Source organism: Qipengyuania qiaonensis (genome assembly GCF_019711515.1).
Lineage (GTDB): Bacteria > Pseudomonadota > Alphaproteobacteria > Sphingomonadales > Sphingomonadaceae > Qipengyuania > Qipengyuania qiaonensis.
Genome location: NZ_JAIGNO010000004.1, coordinates 108,578 through 123,175 on the forward strand (window position 1 = coordinate 108,578; position 14,598 = coordinate 123,175).

At 62.2% G+C, this 14,598-nt stretch carries 15 protein-coding genes; 6 read left to right on the forward strand and 9 right to left on the reverse strand.

The genetic code is table 11. The annotated features are described in order from the left end of the window. Nucleotides 1–44: 44 nt before the first annotated feature. Nucleotides 45–1,010 carry a phosphoribosylglycinamide formyltransferase gene (gene purN, locus K3174_RS08145; RefSeq protein ID WP_221557767.1) on the reverse strand — a complete coding sequence of 322 codons (966 nt, stop codon included), beginning with the start codon at nt 1,008–1,010 and terminating at the stop codon, nt 45–47. Next, nucleotides 1,003–2,112, reverse strand: a complete 1,110-nt coding sequence (gene purM / locus K3174_RS08150) for a phosphoribosylformylglycinamidine cyclo-ligase (protein ID WP_221557768.1) — start codon at nt 2,110–2,112, stop codon at nt 1,003–1,005. Before purM ends, purN begins: the two co-directional genes overlap by 8 nt. 69 nt (nt 2,113–2,181) lie before the next feature. Here purM and K3174_RS08155 point away from each other — a divergent pair, with 69 nt between their 5' ends. The 4 genes from K3174_RS08155 to K3174_RS08170 are packed head-to-tail and all read left to right on the forward strand — an operon-like array spanning nt 2,182 to nt 5,153. Next, entirely contained in the window at nt 2,182–3,450 is a 1,269-nt protein-coding gene (locus tag K3174_RS08155) for a heavy-metal-associated domain-containing protein (RefSeq protein WP_221557769.1), read from the forward strand. Nucleotides 3,451–3,459: 9 nt separating this feature from the next. After that, nucleotides 3,460–4,074, forward strand: coding sequence for a P-loop NTPase family protein (locus tag K3174_RS08160; RefSeq protein WP_345719608.1), 615 nt, complete (start codon nt 3,460–3,462; stop codon nt 4,072–4,074). 27 nt (nt 4,075–4,101) lie between these two features. Continuing rightward, on the forward strand, nt 4,102–4,803 hold the full coding sequence (epsC, locus tag K3174_RS08165) for a serine O-acetyltransferase EpsC (RefSeq protein WP_221557770.1): 702 nt from the start codon (nt 4,102–4,104) through the stop codon (nt 4,801–4,803). Beyond that, complete coding sequence (locus K3174_RS08170; protein WP_221557771.1) at nt 4,803–5,153, forward strand: DUF2794 domain-containing protein; 351 nt, start codon at nt 4,803–4,805, stop codon at nt 5,151–5,153. The genes epsC and K3174_RS08170 overlap by 1 nt, the downstream gene beginning before the upstream one ends. A 63-nt stretch (nt 5,154–5,216) precedes the next feature. Here the strand turns inward: K3174_RS08170 and K3174_RS08175 are convergent, their stop codons facing one another. Both K3174_RS08175 and K3174_RS08180 read right to left on the reverse strand, forming a co-directional pair. Beyond that, the gene (locus K3174_RS08175; RefSeq protein WP_221557772.1) at nt 5,217–6,146 is read right to left on the reverse strand and encodes an SDR family NAD(P)-dependent oxidoreductase; all 930 of its coding nucleotides are present in this window, start codon (nt 6,144–6,146) and stop codon (nt 5,217–5,219) included. Between the two features lie 116 nt (nt 6,147–6,262). Further along, entirely contained in the window at nt 6,263–6,934 is a 672-nt protein-coding gene (locus K3174_RS08180; protein WP_221557773.1) for an HAD-IA family hydrolase, read from the reverse strand. A 63-nt stretch (nt 6,935–6,997) separates the two neighbouring features. Between K3174_RS08180 and glmU the strand changes: the two genes are divergently transcribed. Next, entirely contained in the window at nt 6,998–8,362 is a 1,365-nt protein-coding gene (gene glmU, locus K3174_RS08185) for a bifunctional UDP-N-acetylglucosamine diphosphorylase/glucosamine-1-phosphate N-acetyltransferase GlmU (protein WP_221557774.1), read from the forward strand. 31 nt (nt 8,363–8,393) lie between these two features. Continuing rightward, nucleotides 8,394–8,669 carry an HNH endonuclease gene (locus K3174_RS08190; protein WP_221557775.1) on the forward strand — a complete coding sequence of 92 codons (276 nt, stop codon included), beginning with the start codon at nt 8,394–8,396 and terminating at the stop codon, nt 8,667–8,669. An 11-nt stretch (nt 8,670–8,680) separates the two neighbouring features. Here K3174_RS08190 and K3174_RS08195 read toward each other — a convergent pair whose 3' ends face one another. The 5 genes from K3174_RS08195 to atpD all read right to left on the reverse strand — a co-directional run bounded on the left by K3174_RS08195 (nt 8,681) and on the right by atpD (nt 14,591). Beyond that, nucleotides 8,681–8,920 (reverse strand): hypothetical protein, encoded by a 240-nt coding sequence (locus K3174_RS08195; protein WP_221557776.1) that lies wholly within the window; start codon nt 8,918–8,920, stop codon nt 8,681–8,683. Nucleotides 8,921–9,029: 109 nt separating this feature from the next. Continuing rightward, a complete protein-coding gene (locus K3174_RS08200; RefSeq protein ID WP_345719609.1) occupies nt 9,030–11,144 on the reverse strand; it encodes a prolyl oligopeptidase family serine peptidase in 2,115 nt (704 codons plus the stop codon). A gap of 69 nt (nt 11,145–11,213) precedes the next feature. Beyond that, complete coding sequence (locus K3174_RS08205; RefSeq protein ID WP_221557777.1) at nt 11,214–12,716, reverse strand: hypothetical protein; 1,503 nt, start codon at nt 12,714–12,716, stop codon at nt 11,214–11,216. A 155-nt stretch (nt 12,717–12,871) separates the two neighbouring features. After that, nucleotides 12,872–13,129, reverse strand: a complete 258-nt coding sequence (locus K3174_RS08210) for an ATP synthase F1 subunit epsilon (RefSeq protein ID WP_221557778.1) — start codon at nt 13,127–13,129, stop codon at nt 12,872–12,874. Between the two features lie 4 nt (nt 13,130–13,133). Beyond that, nucleotides 13,134–14,591 (reverse strand): F0F1 ATP synthase subunit beta, encoded by a 1,458-nt coding sequence (gene atpD / locus K3174_RS08215; protein WP_221557779.1) that lies wholly within the window; start codon nt 14,589–14,591, stop codon nt 13,134–13,136. Nucleotides 14,592–14,598: the final 7 nt, after the last annotated feature.

The following is a 14,598-nucleotide window of genomic DNA, read 5'->3' on the forward strand; positions in this document are numbered from 1 at the left end:
CGCGCGGGCAAGCGGGTGCGGGCGGGGCGGTCCGGCCACTGCGATCAGAACTCGTCCGCCGCGTCGAGCAGCCTTGTGACGCTCTTGGGTGCGACCAGGCGCCAGCTACGCTGGAGCCAGTCCGCGACGCTCTCCCAATCGACCCCCGGCCGGTTGAGGATCACCCCGATCCATCCGCTCGCGCCGTAATAGGCGGGTTTATGATAGGCCTGCGGCTGTGCTTCGACGAGGCCATCCAGCTCGTCCATGCTCGAGCATTTCACCAGCAGCGAAATATGCGGCGTGCCGTGATGCTGATCGGAGAAATAGGCGAAGAATTTGCCGGACTTTTCGGTCCCGACGCGGAAGCCGGGCGAGCCGTGGCTTTCGCGCTCATGCGTTTCGGGCAGGGCCAGCGCCAGCTCGCGAACCCGGTCCAGCAGCCATTGCGGATCGCTGCCGCGCGAGACGTAATCGGCAAGGACTTGGGGATACAATTGGTGTTCGGCATGTCTGACGCGTTCGGCAAGCGAATCAGACGTCTGATCCGCACATATTTTGACACGAATCTGCCCCAGAACCTCGCCCGCATCGAGCTCTTCGGTGACCAGATGGACGCTCGCCCCACCATACGAATCGCCCGCGGCGATGGCGCGGGCATGCGTGTCGAGACCTGGATATTTGGGCAGCAAAGAGGGGTGGATGTTGAGCATTCGACCTTCCCAGCGCTGCACGAAATCGGCGGTCAGAATACGCATATATCCAGCAAGAACAATATATTGTGCACCGGCATCGCGCGCGGCTTTCTCCATCGCCCCATCGTGGTCGCCGCGTGTCATCCCCTTGTGCGACACGGCATGGGTGGCGACACCCTCCGCCTCGGCAAGCATGAGCGCCCCGGCATCCGGATCGCTGGACGCCACCAGGCAGATTTCATACGGGCAATCGGGCAAGCGGCTCGCGTAAAGCAGCGCTGCCATGTTCGTGCCCCTGCCCGACACAAAGACCGCGACCCTCGCCTTGTCAGGCATTGTGTGTCGCCGACCAGCCTTCGCGCGCAGACCATGTTCCGGCCGATCCCTTCACCGTGCAGCCCTTGTCGCCCTCCACGATCCGGCCGACTGCGACCACGGTTTCGCCGACATCCTCGAGCCGGGTGCGCACGATCTCGGCATTTGCCGATTCGACCGCCAGCACCATGCCCACACCGCAATTGAACGTCCGCGCCATCTCCGCAGGTTCGATATTGCCCTGCGCCTGCAGGAACGCCATCAGTCCGGGTTGCTCCCAGCCATCGGCATCGACCTCCGCATGCGCGCCGGCGGGCAGGACGCGTGGGATATTCTCGAGCAGGCCGCCGCCGGTAATATGCGCCATCGCGTCGATCAGCCCGTCGCGCACGAGCGGAAGCAGGCTTTTCACATAGATTCGGGTCGGCTCGATCAGCGTGTCGATCAGCAACCGGTCCCGGTCGAACAGGGCGGGGCGGTCGAGCTTCCAGTATTTGTCTGCCGCCAGCCTGCGGACCAGCGAATAGCCGTTCGAGTGCACGCCCGAACTCGCCAGGCCCAGAAGGACGTGACCCGGCGCCACACGTTCGCCGGTCAGTTGTTCTCCGCGCTCGACAGCTCCGACGCAGAAACCGGCGAGATCGTAATCCCCAGCCGCATACATGCCGGGCATTTCCGCCGTTTCGCCACCGATCAGCGCGCAACCGGCCTGCTTGCAGCCATCCGCGATTCCGGCGATCACGCGCTCCGCCACGCCATTCTCGAGCTTGCCGGTCGCGAAATAGTCGAGGAAAAACAGCGGCTCTGCGCCTTGCACGATCAGATCGTTCACACACATGGCGACAAGATCCACGCCTACCGTGTCATGCCTGTCGCTATCGATAGCGAGCTTCAGCTTGGTGCCTACGCCGTCATTCCCGGCAACCAGCAGCGGATCCTTGTAGCCGGCCGCCTTGGGATCGAAAAACCCGCCGAATCCGCCGATTTCGCCATCCGCGCCAGGCCGCATGGTCGCTTTCACGAGCGGGCCGATCGCCTTCACGAGCGCATTTCCGGCTTCGATCGAGACGCCTGCCTGTTCGTAGGTATAGGAGGGCGTATTCTCTTGCGGTTTGTCACTCATGACACCCGCCTTACGCATTCGCGCTTGGATTTCCAGAATCCTTTCGGCAAAAGGCGCTCTGTTTTCCCCATGAGCCACGCCATCTCCCTTCAACCCGCCCTTCGTCGTCCCGCAATCGTGGCGTTTGCGATAGCAGCGCTGTGCGCGCTCGGCGTGGCGGTATGGGCACAGGTCGGCGGCGAACGCGGGATCGCGCCTGTCGCGTCCACTCGCGACATTCACGTTACCGGCGTCGAAGTTGATGTCCGCGCCGATAGCGGCACCGAAGCGCGGGCGAAGGGCTGGGTCGACGCGCAGCGCCAGGCGTGGGAGCGGATAAACGGTCCCGAACTCAGCGATTCGCAGATCGAAGGGCTCGTATCGGCCATCGTGATCGAGCGCGAACGGCTCGGGCCCAAGCGCTATATCGCGACGCTCGGGGTCGTTTTCGACCGTCAGCGGGCTTCGCGGTATCTCGGCGCCGGGGGCGAGGCGACGCGCTCTGCGCCCATGCTGCTGTTGCCCGTGACGGTTTCGGCAGGCACGCAGATGATCTTCGAACAGCGGAATCCATGGCAGCGTGCCTGGGCCGAATACCAGACAGGGCAAAGCCGGATCGACTATGTCAGGCCATCCGGTGCAGGTGGCGATTCGCTGCTGCTGACCTATGGGCAGACCGGCCGCAGGAGTCGTACCTGGTGGCGCAACACGCTCGATCAGTTCGGTGCGGACGATGTCCTCGTTCCCATCGCCAATCTGCGTTACGCCTATCCGGGCGGGCCGATCGAGGGCACGTTTACCGCACGGATGGGCCCCGATAACGAGTATCTGGGCAGCTTCGAGATGACGGCTGCTTCGTCGGCCGAACTGCCCGCCATGCTCGACCGCGCAGTGGTCCGGTTCAACCGCATCTTCGAGATCGCGCTGGCCAATGGCCGGCTCCGGCCCGATCCGACGCTCAATATCGGCACTCCCGAACTAAGCCCGGAACTGCAGCGCCTGCTCGAACTGGGCCGGGCCATGCGCGCGCAGGATCAGGCGGCGGCAGCGGCCGAGCCGACGGCCGAAAGCGGCGATTCCATCACTGCTGCACCGATCCGCACGCCCCCTCCGGAAGGCTCCGTCGCGCTGTATACCGTGCAGGTCGCCACGCCCGATGCAGCGGCATTCGACGGTGCGGTGAGCGCAGTCCGGGGAACCCCCGGTGTCCGCGGCACGGGTATCCGCAGTACGGCGATCGGTGGCACCTCGGTCATGACCGTCAGCTATTCGGGCTCCATCGCCCAATTGGCCGACGCGTTGCGAGCCCGCGGCTTCACCGTCAACCAGGGCAGCAACGCGCTCGCCATCAGCCGCTGAGACCGGGCGGTGACGTCGCAGATCGCGCTCCCGCTGATTCCGGCAGGCGGTGGAGTGCCCGCATCCATTGTGATCGGACCAGGCAATCGCGCCGTAGCGGACGCACTGGGCAGGCCCGAGAATTGGCCGTTTCGCACGGCGATCCTCCATGGGCCGCCGCGATCGGGCAAGTCGCTCTTCGCCCGCTGGTTTGCCAATCGACACCTCGGCGGTGTCATAGATGCGGTCGATGCCATGGACGAAACCGAGGTGTTCCATCGCTGGAACCGGGCGCAGGAGGACGGTTTTCCGCTGCTTTTGGTGGCCGATGGGGAAAGCTGGGACATCGTTCTGCCCGATCTGCGCAGCCGCATGGGCGCGGCATTGCAACTTGAGATCGGCCCGCTCGACGATGCGCTGGCGGCCGACCTGTTGCTCAGCCATGCGGTGCAGAGAGGGCTCGCGCTGGGCGAGGGCGCGCCCGCCTATCTCGTTCCGCGCATTGAGCGCAGCTACGCCGCGATAGAGAAAATCGTGTCGGAAATAGATCGCATCAGCCTTGAACGGCAGGTTCCCGCCACCCTATCTATATGGCGAGATGCGTTGGAGGCGGTGCAGGGGCCCGAGCAGAGCCGCTTGCTTTAGCGGCCTTCCGGTGGGAGAATAGTGCCAATGTTGGAGCGACTTGTCGCCTATCTCGACAGCGTGAAGGCACGCGATCCGGCCCCCCGCAGCCGCTGGGAAGTGCTGACCTATCCCGGTGTCTGGGCGATCTTCTATCACCGGATCGCTCATTGGCTGTTCGAGGCGGAGCTGTTCTTTCTGGCCCGGTTGATCAATCACTGGAGCCGCTGGCTGACCGCCATCGACATCCATCCCGGCGCGAAGATCGGCAAGAACCTGTTCATCGATCATGGCTTCTCGGTCATCGGAGAAACAGCCGAAATCGGCGACAATGTCACCATCTATCAATGCGTGACATTGGGCGGAACGAACCCGACCAATGGCAAAGGCGGCAAACGCCATCCGACCATTTCGGACGATGTCATCATCGGTTCGGGCGCGCAGGTGATCGGGCCCATCACGGTTGGCCGGCGCGCACGGATAGGAGCGAACGCCGTGGTGACCGACGAAGTGCCGGAGGGCGCCACCATGATCGGCCTCAAGGCGCGCAGCACGCTGGTCCCGGCCGAGGAGTGGGTGAAGGAATTCATCCCCTATGGCACGCCTTGCGACGATCCGTGCGAAGGCGCGCGCGAGATGGGCCGCGACTGCATCGAGAAGCTTGAAAACGAGTTGAAGGTCCTGCGTGCCGAAGTTGCCGCATTGAAAGTCGAGCGCGAGCCCGCGCGACGTAGCGGGACGGAGGATTGATGAATTTCCTTGGCGACACGGTCGTCGCCTTTCCCGGGCGCCAGCCGCTTCAGGTCGGTTTCAGCCGCGAGGAGCTTACCCGGATACTCGATCTCTACGGGCGCATGGTCGCTGCCGGGCAATGGCGCGATTACGCGATGGACTTCACGAAGGACATTGCCGTCTTCGCCGCCTTCCGCCGTGCGGCGGAGCGCCCGCAGGCGCGGATCGAGAAGCGGCCTTCGCTGCGCAACAAACAGGGCATGTGGACCCTGTTCGGCGAGCACGGCCAGGTGCTCAAGCGCGGACATGAACTGCCCGGCGTCATCGCCCCGGTCGAGCGGCGCCTGCTCAAGGCAATCGACGACTAGCTAGCCACGAAAAAGGGGCCCGCACCGCAGCGCGAGCCCCTCCTTGATCGTGTCTTGGCCGGTTTAGCCGCGCGCGCTGCTCGGGCCGGTGCCGGTGAGCTTCTGCATCGCGGTCAGGATCGCGCCCGACTGCTCGCTGCCCGACTGCGGGGCCTTGAGATTCGAGAACTCGCTGATCTTGTCCCAATTGGCAGCGAAACCTTCGACGGTGCGGTCTTCGTCCTTGAGCCAGACAGCGTCGTTCATGACGGTCCAAGCCGAGTGGAAACCACCGGCGCCGGCGCCGACGATGGCATTGGTCGGTGCGTCTTCGCTGACGAGGAAAAGTGCGGCCGGGACCACATTCACCGGATCGAACAGCTTGAAGGCTTCTTCGGGGAAGAGGTCTTCGGTCATCCGCGTGCCTGCCACCGGCGAGATCGTGTTGACTTTGATGTTGTATTTCGCGCCTTCGAGCTGGAGCGTCTTCGTGAGACCGGCAAGACCGAGCTTGGCAGCGCCGTAATTCGCCTGGCCGAAATTGCCGAACAGACCGGTCGAAGATGCCGTCATGAGAATACGGCCATAGGCTTGCTCGCGCATGGTTTCCCACACCGCCTTGCTGACATTGGCCGAACCGTTGAGATGCACGTCGACCACGAATTCGAAGTCGTCCATCGTCATCTTGGCGAAAGTCTTGTCGCGCAGCACCCCGGCATTGTTGATGACGATGTGCACGCCGCCCCATTTCTGTTTGGCGTCGGCGACCATCTTTTCCATCTGCTCGAACTCGGTGACCGAGCCGCCGTTGGAGACGGCTTCGCCGCCGGCCTTCTCGATTTCCTCGACCACCTGCAGGGCCATATCCGAATGGCCGGTGCCGTCGCGCGAACCGCCGAGATCGTTGACTACGACCTTGGCGCCACGGCGTGCGAGTTCGAGCGCGTATTCGCGGCCCAGACCGCCGCCGGCGCCCGTGACGATGGCTACCTTGTCCTTGAAATCGATGCTCATGGGGCTGCTCCTGCTTTGTCGTTTACGTAAAGGTCAATTGCGCGGCTGGGTGGCACGTTCGCTTCGCGCTTGCAACAGCGGGTATGGCGCACCGCCATTCCGTAGCGGCGGAGCGTTCAGCCGAGGCGGCTCAGAGCCGGGATCAGCTCGGCCAGCGAATCGATTTCCATGTCCGCGCCCAATTCGCCGCGTGGTTTGTCGCAATATCCGTAACGCGCGCCGATCACCGGCACCTTCGCTGCACGTGCCGCGAGGACGTCGTAGGAGCTGTCGCCGACGAAAGCGAAACGGCCGCCGCCACAGCGCTGGATTGCTTCCAGGATCGGGTCCGGCGCGGGCTTGGCGCGACCCTTGCCCATCGTATCGCCGCCGATGATCGCCACGAAATGCTGCGCGAGGTCCAGAGTCCGAAGGATCTGGCGGGCGAAGCTCTCGAACTTGTTGGTCACTACGGCCATCGCGATCTTTCGCTCGGTCAAGCTGACCAATACTTCGCGCGCATGCGGATAAGGCTGGGTGTGGACCGCGTTGTTTTCCGAGTAATATGCGAGCATCTCTTTGTAGAGGTTGCGGAATTCGTCCTCGGGAAGGCCGCCTTGTTCGTCGACGGCCTGTTTCAGCATGATCTTGGCCCCGCCACCGATAAGGTCGCTGGCATGGTCGGCAGGCACGGGATCGAAGCCGCCGATATCGAGCGCGTGATTTACTGCTGCGCCAAGGTCACGGTGTGTTTCGAGCAGCGTGCCGTCGAGGTCGAAGCCGATGGCGGCGAAGGGCAGGTCGGTCATATGCCAGTTGCGGTGAAGGATGGTTCTTCAAACTGCAAGCGATTGATGGCAAGGCACTGCGCCATGAGCACAAATCGCGAATTCGCCGCCGTCATCCTTGCTGCGGGCAAGGGCTCCCGCCTCAAGAGCAACCTGCACAAGGTTCTGCACAATATTGCCGGACGCCCCATCATCGAGCACCTGATGTCCTCGGTCGAGGGACTGGCACCGGCGCGTACCATAGTGATCGTGGGCGACGCGCGCCAACAGGTCGTGGACCAGGTTGGCGACCGCGTCGAATGCGTTGTTCAGGAGCCGCAGCTAGGCACGGGTCATGCGGTGGCGCAGGCGAAGGATGCGCTGTCGGGTTTTACCGGCGATGTCCTGATGCTCCTGGGCGATGCGCCCTTTATCAAGACCGAAACCATGCAGACCATGCTCGACAGGCTACGCTCCCCCGATGCGCCCGCAGTGGTTGTCCTTGGTTTCGAGCCCGCCGATCCATTGCAGTATGGCCGCGTCATCACGCACGCCGACAACACGATCGAAAAGATGGTCGAGTTCAAGGACGCCAACGAGGCCGAGCGTGCCTGCCGCCTGTGCAATTCAGGTTTGATGGCAGCGCGCGCCGAAGACCTGTTCGATCTGCTGGACCGGCTCGACAACGACAATGCGCAAGGGGAATACTACCTGCCCGACATCGTCAACGTTGCAGTCGGTGACGGACGGGTTTGTGCCGCGGTTACTACGGAAAAGCCTGATGAAGTTGCCGGGATCAACAGTCGTAGCGAACTCGCCCAGGCAGAAGCGCAGTGGCAGGAGCTAAAACGCACCGAGGCGATGGAAAACGGGGTGACGCTGAAAGCGCCTGAAACGGTTTTCTTCAGCTGGGATACCGAACTCGCGCCCGATGTCACCATCGAACCCAACGTCGTCTTCGGCCCCGGTGTCAGGGTGGCGCGCGGCGCTCGTATCCGCGCGTTCAGCCACCTCGAAGGCGCAGCAGTGGGCGAAGACTGCTCGGTTGGCCCCTATGCCCGCCTGCGCCCCGGCGCGGTGATGGAAAAGGGAGCCTTCGTGGGGAACTTTGTCGAAATGAAACAAGCGGTGCTGGGCGAAGGCGCGAAGGCCAGCCACCTGACTTATCTCGGCGATGCCGAAGTGGGTGCGGGGGCAAATATCGGCGCCGGCACGATAACCTGCAATTACGATGGCTATTTCAAATACAAGACCGTGATCGGCGAACGCGCCTTTATCGGCTCCAACAGCGCGTTGATCGCCCCGGTAACGATCGGTCCTGACGCGATCGTCGGGGCAGGCAGCGCGGTCAGCCGCGATGTCGGCGCCGGTGACTTGCGCATGGTGCGTGGCGAGCAGATCGTGAAGCCCGGCTGGGCCGACCGCTTCCACGACACGATGAAAAAGAAGAAGGCCGCGGAGAAAAAGTGATCGCGAAGGCGTTATTCCGGCGAATACCGGGATGACCGATGTCGAGGCCTGCTGGCTTTGCGAGCGACCGTTAGGCAACAAGGTGCAACAGCATCACCTTGTTCCCAAAGCGAAAAAGGGGCGGGAGACGGTTCCCGTTCACCCGATCTGTCACCGTGCAATTCATGCGAATTTCACCAACGCGGAACTGGCCCGTATGGGTGGTGACCGCACAGCCATCTTCGCCAATCCGGCAGTGACGAAGTTTGTTCAGTGGGTGGCCGACAAGCCGCCCGATTTTCACGCACCGACCCGAAGGGCGCGTTAGGTTCCAGGCTTTTAGTCGAGAAACTCGCCGCCCACTTCGTCCAGCGACGCCCAGCGAATGGCGACCCGATGTCGTTCGCTGGCGAAACTCAATGTGTAACTGCTGCCGCACGGCACACCGTGCGGAACGACGAGACGAAACCCTTCCCTCGACACGTCGACGAACCTGCAGGCAATCTCGGTTCCGTCCGCGCGACGCAGGATGGCTGGATCGCTGGCCGCGATCCGTGGCTTGTGAGAAACTTGTGACACTCCGCATCTCCGCTTTCGGATGATGCAACCCGTTTTATCTCGGCGATCCTACGAAATCTTGCTTACCAAAGCGTAAAGGGGGGCACATCAATTGCCCCCGTTTCCATTGTCAGTCCGCGAGGCGCTGGAGCAGATAGATCATCTGCAGCGCCTGAATCTTGGCGCGCTGTTCATTGTCGACGCCGCCGGAATGGCCGCCTGTCGTGTCCTCGAAATAGAAATAGTCCTGGCCGAGTTCCTTCACCCTTGCAGCTCCCTTGCGCGCATGCGCCGGGTGGGTGCGGTCATCCGCGGTCGAGGCCCAGAAGAACGGGGCGGGGTAGTCCTTGGCTTCGAGCAGCTTCTGGTAGGGCGAATAGGGTTCGATCCATGCACGTTGTTCGGGAACGCGCGGATCGCCGTATTCTCCAACCCAGGACGCGCCGCGGCCGATGAGGTGATAGCGCAGCATGTCGAACAGCGGAATCTGGACGATTGCCGCGTTGAACAATTCGGGTCGCTGGGTAAAGGCCGTCCCGACCAGCAAACCGCCCTGGGAACCGCCCTGGATGCCAAGGTGCTCGGGCGAAGTGATGTCGCGGGCGATGGCATCTTCCGCGATGGCAATGAAATCGTCCCAGGTACGCTGCTTGTTTTCGCGGATCGCGCTCTGGTGCCAGCCGGGGCCGAATTCGCCGCCGCCGCGCATATTCCCGAGGATATAGGCTCCGCCGCGCTCGAGCCAGATTTTTCCGATCGAGCCCAGATAGGAGGGCAGGCGTGGAACCTGGAAGCCGCCATATCCGGTAAGCAGCGTCGGGTTGGTACCGTCCATTGCCATGCCCTTCGGCTTGACCAGGAAATAGGGAATTTTCGTTCCATCGGCGCTGGTCGCCTCGAACTGTTCGACCTCCATACCGGTTGCATCGAAGTAGCTCGGCGAGGTCTTGATAACTTCCGGCGCACCGCTGCCGTCGGAATAATAGAGCGTCGAGGGTGTCAGGAAATCGGTGACCGAATACATGATCTCATCCGATCCGTCCGAAGCGGCTGCGACGTCCAGCGTCGAATTGTCCGGCAGTTCTATCTCGCTCGAAACCCAAGATCCGTCGACGTGATCGAATTTGAGCACCCTGCCACGCACATTGTCGAGCAGGCTGACATAGAGACTTTCGGACGTGTTCGCCGCCCCTTGCTTGGTCTGCCTGTCTTCCGGAGCCCAGACGAGCGTCTTCGCTGCACCGTTGGGATCGGCTTTGAACTGTTCCAGATCGACCGAAACGAGGGCATCGGCCGGGAATGTTGTACCCTGCGTTTCCCAATCGACATCGGTCGAAAACAGCAACTGACCGTCGATCAACCCGTAAGGCGCAGCCTTGAGCGGCATGTCCAACCGGACCCACTCGCCGTCCTTCTGCCAGTAATATTCGGTCTCGTGAAAGCTGGTCGCACGGAAGGCATACGTGCCGTGAACGGTTCCGGTGTGATCGCGCAGCAAAGTCGCGCCCGACCATACGTCGGACTCCTCGCCGCGCCAGATTTCCTCCGCTTCCGCGATCGGCGTTCCGCGCTTCCAACGGCGCGTGGTACGCGGATACTGGCTCTCGGTTAGCGTGCCTTCACCGAAATCGCGGCTAACGAGCAATGTGTCCTTGTCGAGCCATTGGATGCCGCCCTGACTTTTCTGATCGAGCACGAAACCATTCTCGACGAAGCTCTTGGTCGCCATGTCGAATTCGCGAAGCACCGTGGCGTCCTCTCCGCCATCGGATAGCGCGATCATGCACAGGCGTTCTTCGGGCGGCAGGCAGGTATAGCCCTTGTAGACCCATTCGCGGCCCTCGGCCGTGGCAAGAGCGTCGACATCGAGCACGGTTTCCCATTCCGGATTGTCGGTGCGATAGCTTGCCAGCGTGGTCCGGCGGACGAGGCCGCGCGGGTTCTGCTTGTCCTGCCAGAAATTGTACAGTCCATCCGGACGGATCGATACGTAGGGAATGCGATCTTCACTATCGTAAATCGCCAGCGCTTCCGCCTTGACCTCCTCAAAGCGGGGATCGCCGGCGATCAATTCCATGGTGCGTTCGTTTTCGGCGCGAACCCAGTCGAGCGCCTTGTCGCTGCGGGCTTCTTCGAGCCAGATGTAACTATCTTCTGCAGGGCCGGGGATGTCATCCTGAGCAACTGCCGTATGGGTTGTAAGCGTCATGGCAGCGGCAATGGCCAGCGCAGATACGAGTTTCAAGTGCGTCCCTCCGGAATTTGCAGAAACGTCTTGTGCCGTCCCAGCAAAGCCCTGACAAGACTCACTTGGTCAGTAGCCTGGCGTTGACAGATCCCGTCGCAGCCAGATGGAAAGGTTGCGATGCTGAATGCGCTCCTTGGCGATGACTACATATTTTTCAGCCAGCGTCGACTGCACGTGCGCGAGTACTTCTTCGTTCTGCAGCGTGAATGGGCGGTCGGCGGTCACGACGACGGGCGGTTGGGTGGCGAAGATGCGGCGAACCTCGTCGATCTGCCTGACTTCGAGCGAGTTGCGTTCAAGCGCGTTGTTGAGATGGTCGGGATAGATCAGCCGCGTCGGCAAGCAGCTATCCGTGGTGGAGTACAACGCCGTCGGGCCATCGAAAACCCACAGACAGGCCTTGTCGCCGTCGACATGCGGTTCGATGGCTGCAGCCAGTTTGTCCATTGCCGCACGATTTGCCTGCGATGCTTCGATGCGTGACGGGTAGTAGAGCAGGCCGAACAAAAGCACGCTGGTAACGACGAGAAAGATAACCCTGAACGGTCCCTCGCGATCGAAGAACGGTATAGCGACTAGCAATGCGCCGGGAACCAGCGCGGCAAAATAGTAGGCATAGACGGTCGAAGGCAGGTAGACGGTCGCGAGCGATGCACCGAACATGGCCCAGAAGAAGCGGTAGCTTGCAAGATCGCGCGGCGGGCGAATGCGGAATCGCGCATATGTGCCCGCAATTGCCAAGATGATCAGTGGCGCAAGGAAGAGCGTCTGCAATGCCACGAAACGTCCGCCCGGGTAGGGTGCACGGAGGAAAAAGCTGACGAAATTGGCAAACCAGAACTCGTCCCATCCGCCTACCGCGAGGTAGAATAGCCCAACAATCGCGCTGGGCAATATGCCGATTGCGGCGAAGCCTGATGTTATTGTTGCGAGTTCGGCCGTACTACGGCCTGCACGATATTGCCCCCAAAGCGCCCATAGACCAAAGAAGAGGCACTGCGGCAGAACGGTGTATTTCACCTGCAACGCCAGCCCCCCGATGAGCATGGCGAGAAGCGCCCGCCGAATGGCCTGTGGATGACCGGTATCGCGTACAAGCAGTGCCATGCCGAGAATTGCCGGTACATGGAAGACCTCCGCCTGCGCCGATTGCGAGCCGTAGATCGTCATCAGAACGATATAGAGCATCGCCAACACCGTAGCGATGCCACCGTCGACCAGCAGGAGGGCAAGGCGGCGCAGCAGGACGGCACCAAGCACGATGAAACCGGTCGCGAGGAGCTGATAGGACCACGGCGCGGGCAGTCCGCTCGCGTCGGCGAGACCGAAGAGCAGGAACAGGCCAAAAGGCTTGCGATCCCACAGGTCGACGAAAGGCAGTTGCCCCTGCCAAATCTGGCTGCCGATCAGCGCATAGAGCTGTTCGTCCACATCGGCGTTATGGTCGCCCATGTAGGGCATGCGCACAATAAGCGCGCAGAGTGTGAGCAGCGGCACGAGCCACAGCCACTCGCGCGAGGTGTTCGTGGCCTGCCCGCTTGTCGGAATCTCCAGGCTAAGTGCAGTCATCGAAACAATTCTTCCCCGGTGCAGGTGCGCGCGAGTTTCTTGCACAGCGTAGTTAATATTCGATTGCCGCTTCGCTGTTTGCCTGACAGCACCGGCAAGCAAAAAAGGGCGACCCAATGGGCCGCCCTTCGCTTGTCCGGTTTGTCGTGAGGCAGTCAGCCGTCGACGTGTTCCGCCAGCACCGTCAGCCCATTCTCGCCCACTTCGGCAAAGCCGCCGCGGACCTCGATGGTTTCGGGTGCTGCGCCTTCGGTCTTGTAGACCTGTACTGCTCCATCGCGGATCGTCGACATGAATGGCGCATGGCCTTCGAGCACGCCGAATTCGCCTTCCGTACCGGGCACGACGACCATGTGGACGTCTTCCGAACGGACCAGCTTGGCCGGTGTGACAAGTTCGAAGTGAAGGGCCATGAGCTTAGGAGTCCTCGGCCAGTTTCTTGGCCTTCTCGACCGCCTGGTCGATGCCGCCGACCATGTAGAAGGCGGCCTCGGGCAGGTGATCGTATTCGCCTTCGACGACGGCTTTGAACGACTTGATGGTGTCTTCGAGCTGGACGAACACGCCGGGAATGTTGGTGAACACCTCTGCCACGTGGAACGGCTGCGACAAGAAGCGCTGGATCTTGCGCGCGCGGGCCACGGTCAGCTTATCTTCTTCGCTGAGTTCGTCCATACCGAGAATGGCGATGATGTCCTGCAGGCTCTTGTATTTCTGCAGTGTTTCCTGAACCTTACGGGCTGTTTCGTAGTGCTCTTGGCCGACGACGCGCGGTTCGAGGACGCGGCTGGTGGAGTCGAGCGGGTCGACCGCCGGGTAGATGCCCAGCTCCGAGATTGCACGGCTCAGGGTGGTCGTTGCGTCCAGGTGGGCGAACGAAGTCGCCGGGGCCGGGTCGGTAAGGTCGTCGGCGGGAACGTAGATGGCCTGAACCGAGGTGATCGAGCCCTTGGTGGTCGAGGTGATGCGTTCCTGCAGGTTACCCATGTCGGTCGACAGGGTCGGCTGGTAGCCCACCGCGGAAGGAATACGGCCGAGCAGCGCCGACACTTCCGAGCCCGCCTGGGTGAAGCGGAAGATGTTGTCGACGAAGAACAGCACGTCCTGGCCTTCCTGATCGCGGAAATATTCCGCCATGGTCAGGCCCGACAGAGCGACGCGTGCCCGGGCGCCCGGAGGTTCGTTCATCTGGCCGAAGACCAGCGCCACTTTGGAGCCCTCGGAGATCGCTTCGCCATTGTCGTTCTTGGCGATGACGCCTGCGTCGAGGAATTCGTGGTAGAGGTCGTTGCCCTCGCGGGTACGCTCGCCGACGCCCGCGAAGACGGAAACGCCGCCGTGGCCCTTCGCGATGTTGTTGATGAGTTCCTGGATCAGCACGGTTTTGCCGACGCCGGCACCGCCGAACAGGCCGATCTTGCCGCCCTTCGCATAGGGGGCGAGAAGATCGATGACCTTGATCCCGGTCACAAGGATGGCCGCTTCGGTCGACTGGTCGACGAACAGCGGGGCCTCGGCGTGGATCGGGGCGGTCTGTTCGGCGCCGATCGGGCCGCGCTCGTCGATCGGCTCGCCGACAACGTTCATGATGCGGCCGAGCGTTTTCGGGCCGACCGGCACGGAAATCTGCTTGCCGGTGTTGATCACTTCGCTGCCGCGCGTCAGGCCGTCGGTACCGTCCATCGCGATGGTGCGGACGGTGTTTTCACCGAGGTGCTGCGCGACTTCGAGGACCAGCGTGTTGTCGCCGTTCTTCGTTTCGAGTGCGGTCAGGATGGCGGGCAGTTCGCCTTCGAACTGCACGTCGACGACAGCGCCGATGACCTGGCTGATGGTGCCGTTGGGCGATTGGTTGAGTACGGGAGCGGTGGCCATGATCTAT

Coding starts and splice junctions, on each gene's coding strand:
- purN (WP_221557767.1), bottom strand. CDS start 1,010: ATGCCTGACAAGGCGAGGGTCGCGGTCTTTGTGTCGGGCAGGGGCACG.
- purM (WP_221557768.1), bottom strand. CDS start 2,112: ATGAGTGACAAACCGCAAGAGAATACGCCCTCCTATACCTACGAACAG.
- K3174_RS08155 (WP_221557769.1), top strand. CDS start 2,182: ATGAGCCACGCCATCTCCCTTCAACCCGCCCTTCGTCGTCCCGCAATC.
- epsC (WP_221557770.1), top strand. CDS start 4,102: ATGTTGGAGCGACTTGTCGCCTATCTCGACAGCGTGAAGGCACGCGAT.
- K3174_RS08170 (WP_221557771.1), top strand. CDS start 4,803: ATGAATTTCCTTGGCGACACGGTCGTCGCCTTTCCCGGGCGCCAGCCG.
- K3174_RS08175 (WP_221557772.1), bottom strand. CDS start 6,146: ATGAGCATCGATTTCAAGGACAAGGTAGCCATCGTCACGGGCGCCGGC.
- K3174_RS08180 (WP_221557773.1), bottom strand. CDS start 6,934: ATGACCGACCTGCCCTTCGCCGCCATCGGCTTCGACCTCGACGGCACG.
- glmU (WP_221557774.1), top strand. CDS start 6,998: ATGAGCACAAATCGCGAATTCGCCGCCGTCATCCTTGCTGCGGGCAAG.
- K3174_RS08190 (WP_221557775.1), top strand. CDS start 8,394: ATGACCGATGTCGAGGCCTGCTGGCTTTGCGAGCGACCGTTAGGCAAC.
- K3174_RS08205 (WP_221557777.1), bottom strand. CDS start 12,716: ATGACTGCACTTAGCCTGGAGATTCCGACAAGCGGGCAGGCCACGAAC.
- K3174_RS08210 (WP_221557778.1), bottom strand. CDS start 13,129: ATGGCCCTTCACTTCGAACTTGTCACACCGGCCAAGCTGGTCCGTTCG.
- atpD (WP_221557779.1), bottom strand. CDS start 14,591: ATGGCCACCGCTCCCGTACTCAACCAATCGCCCAACGGCACCATCAGC.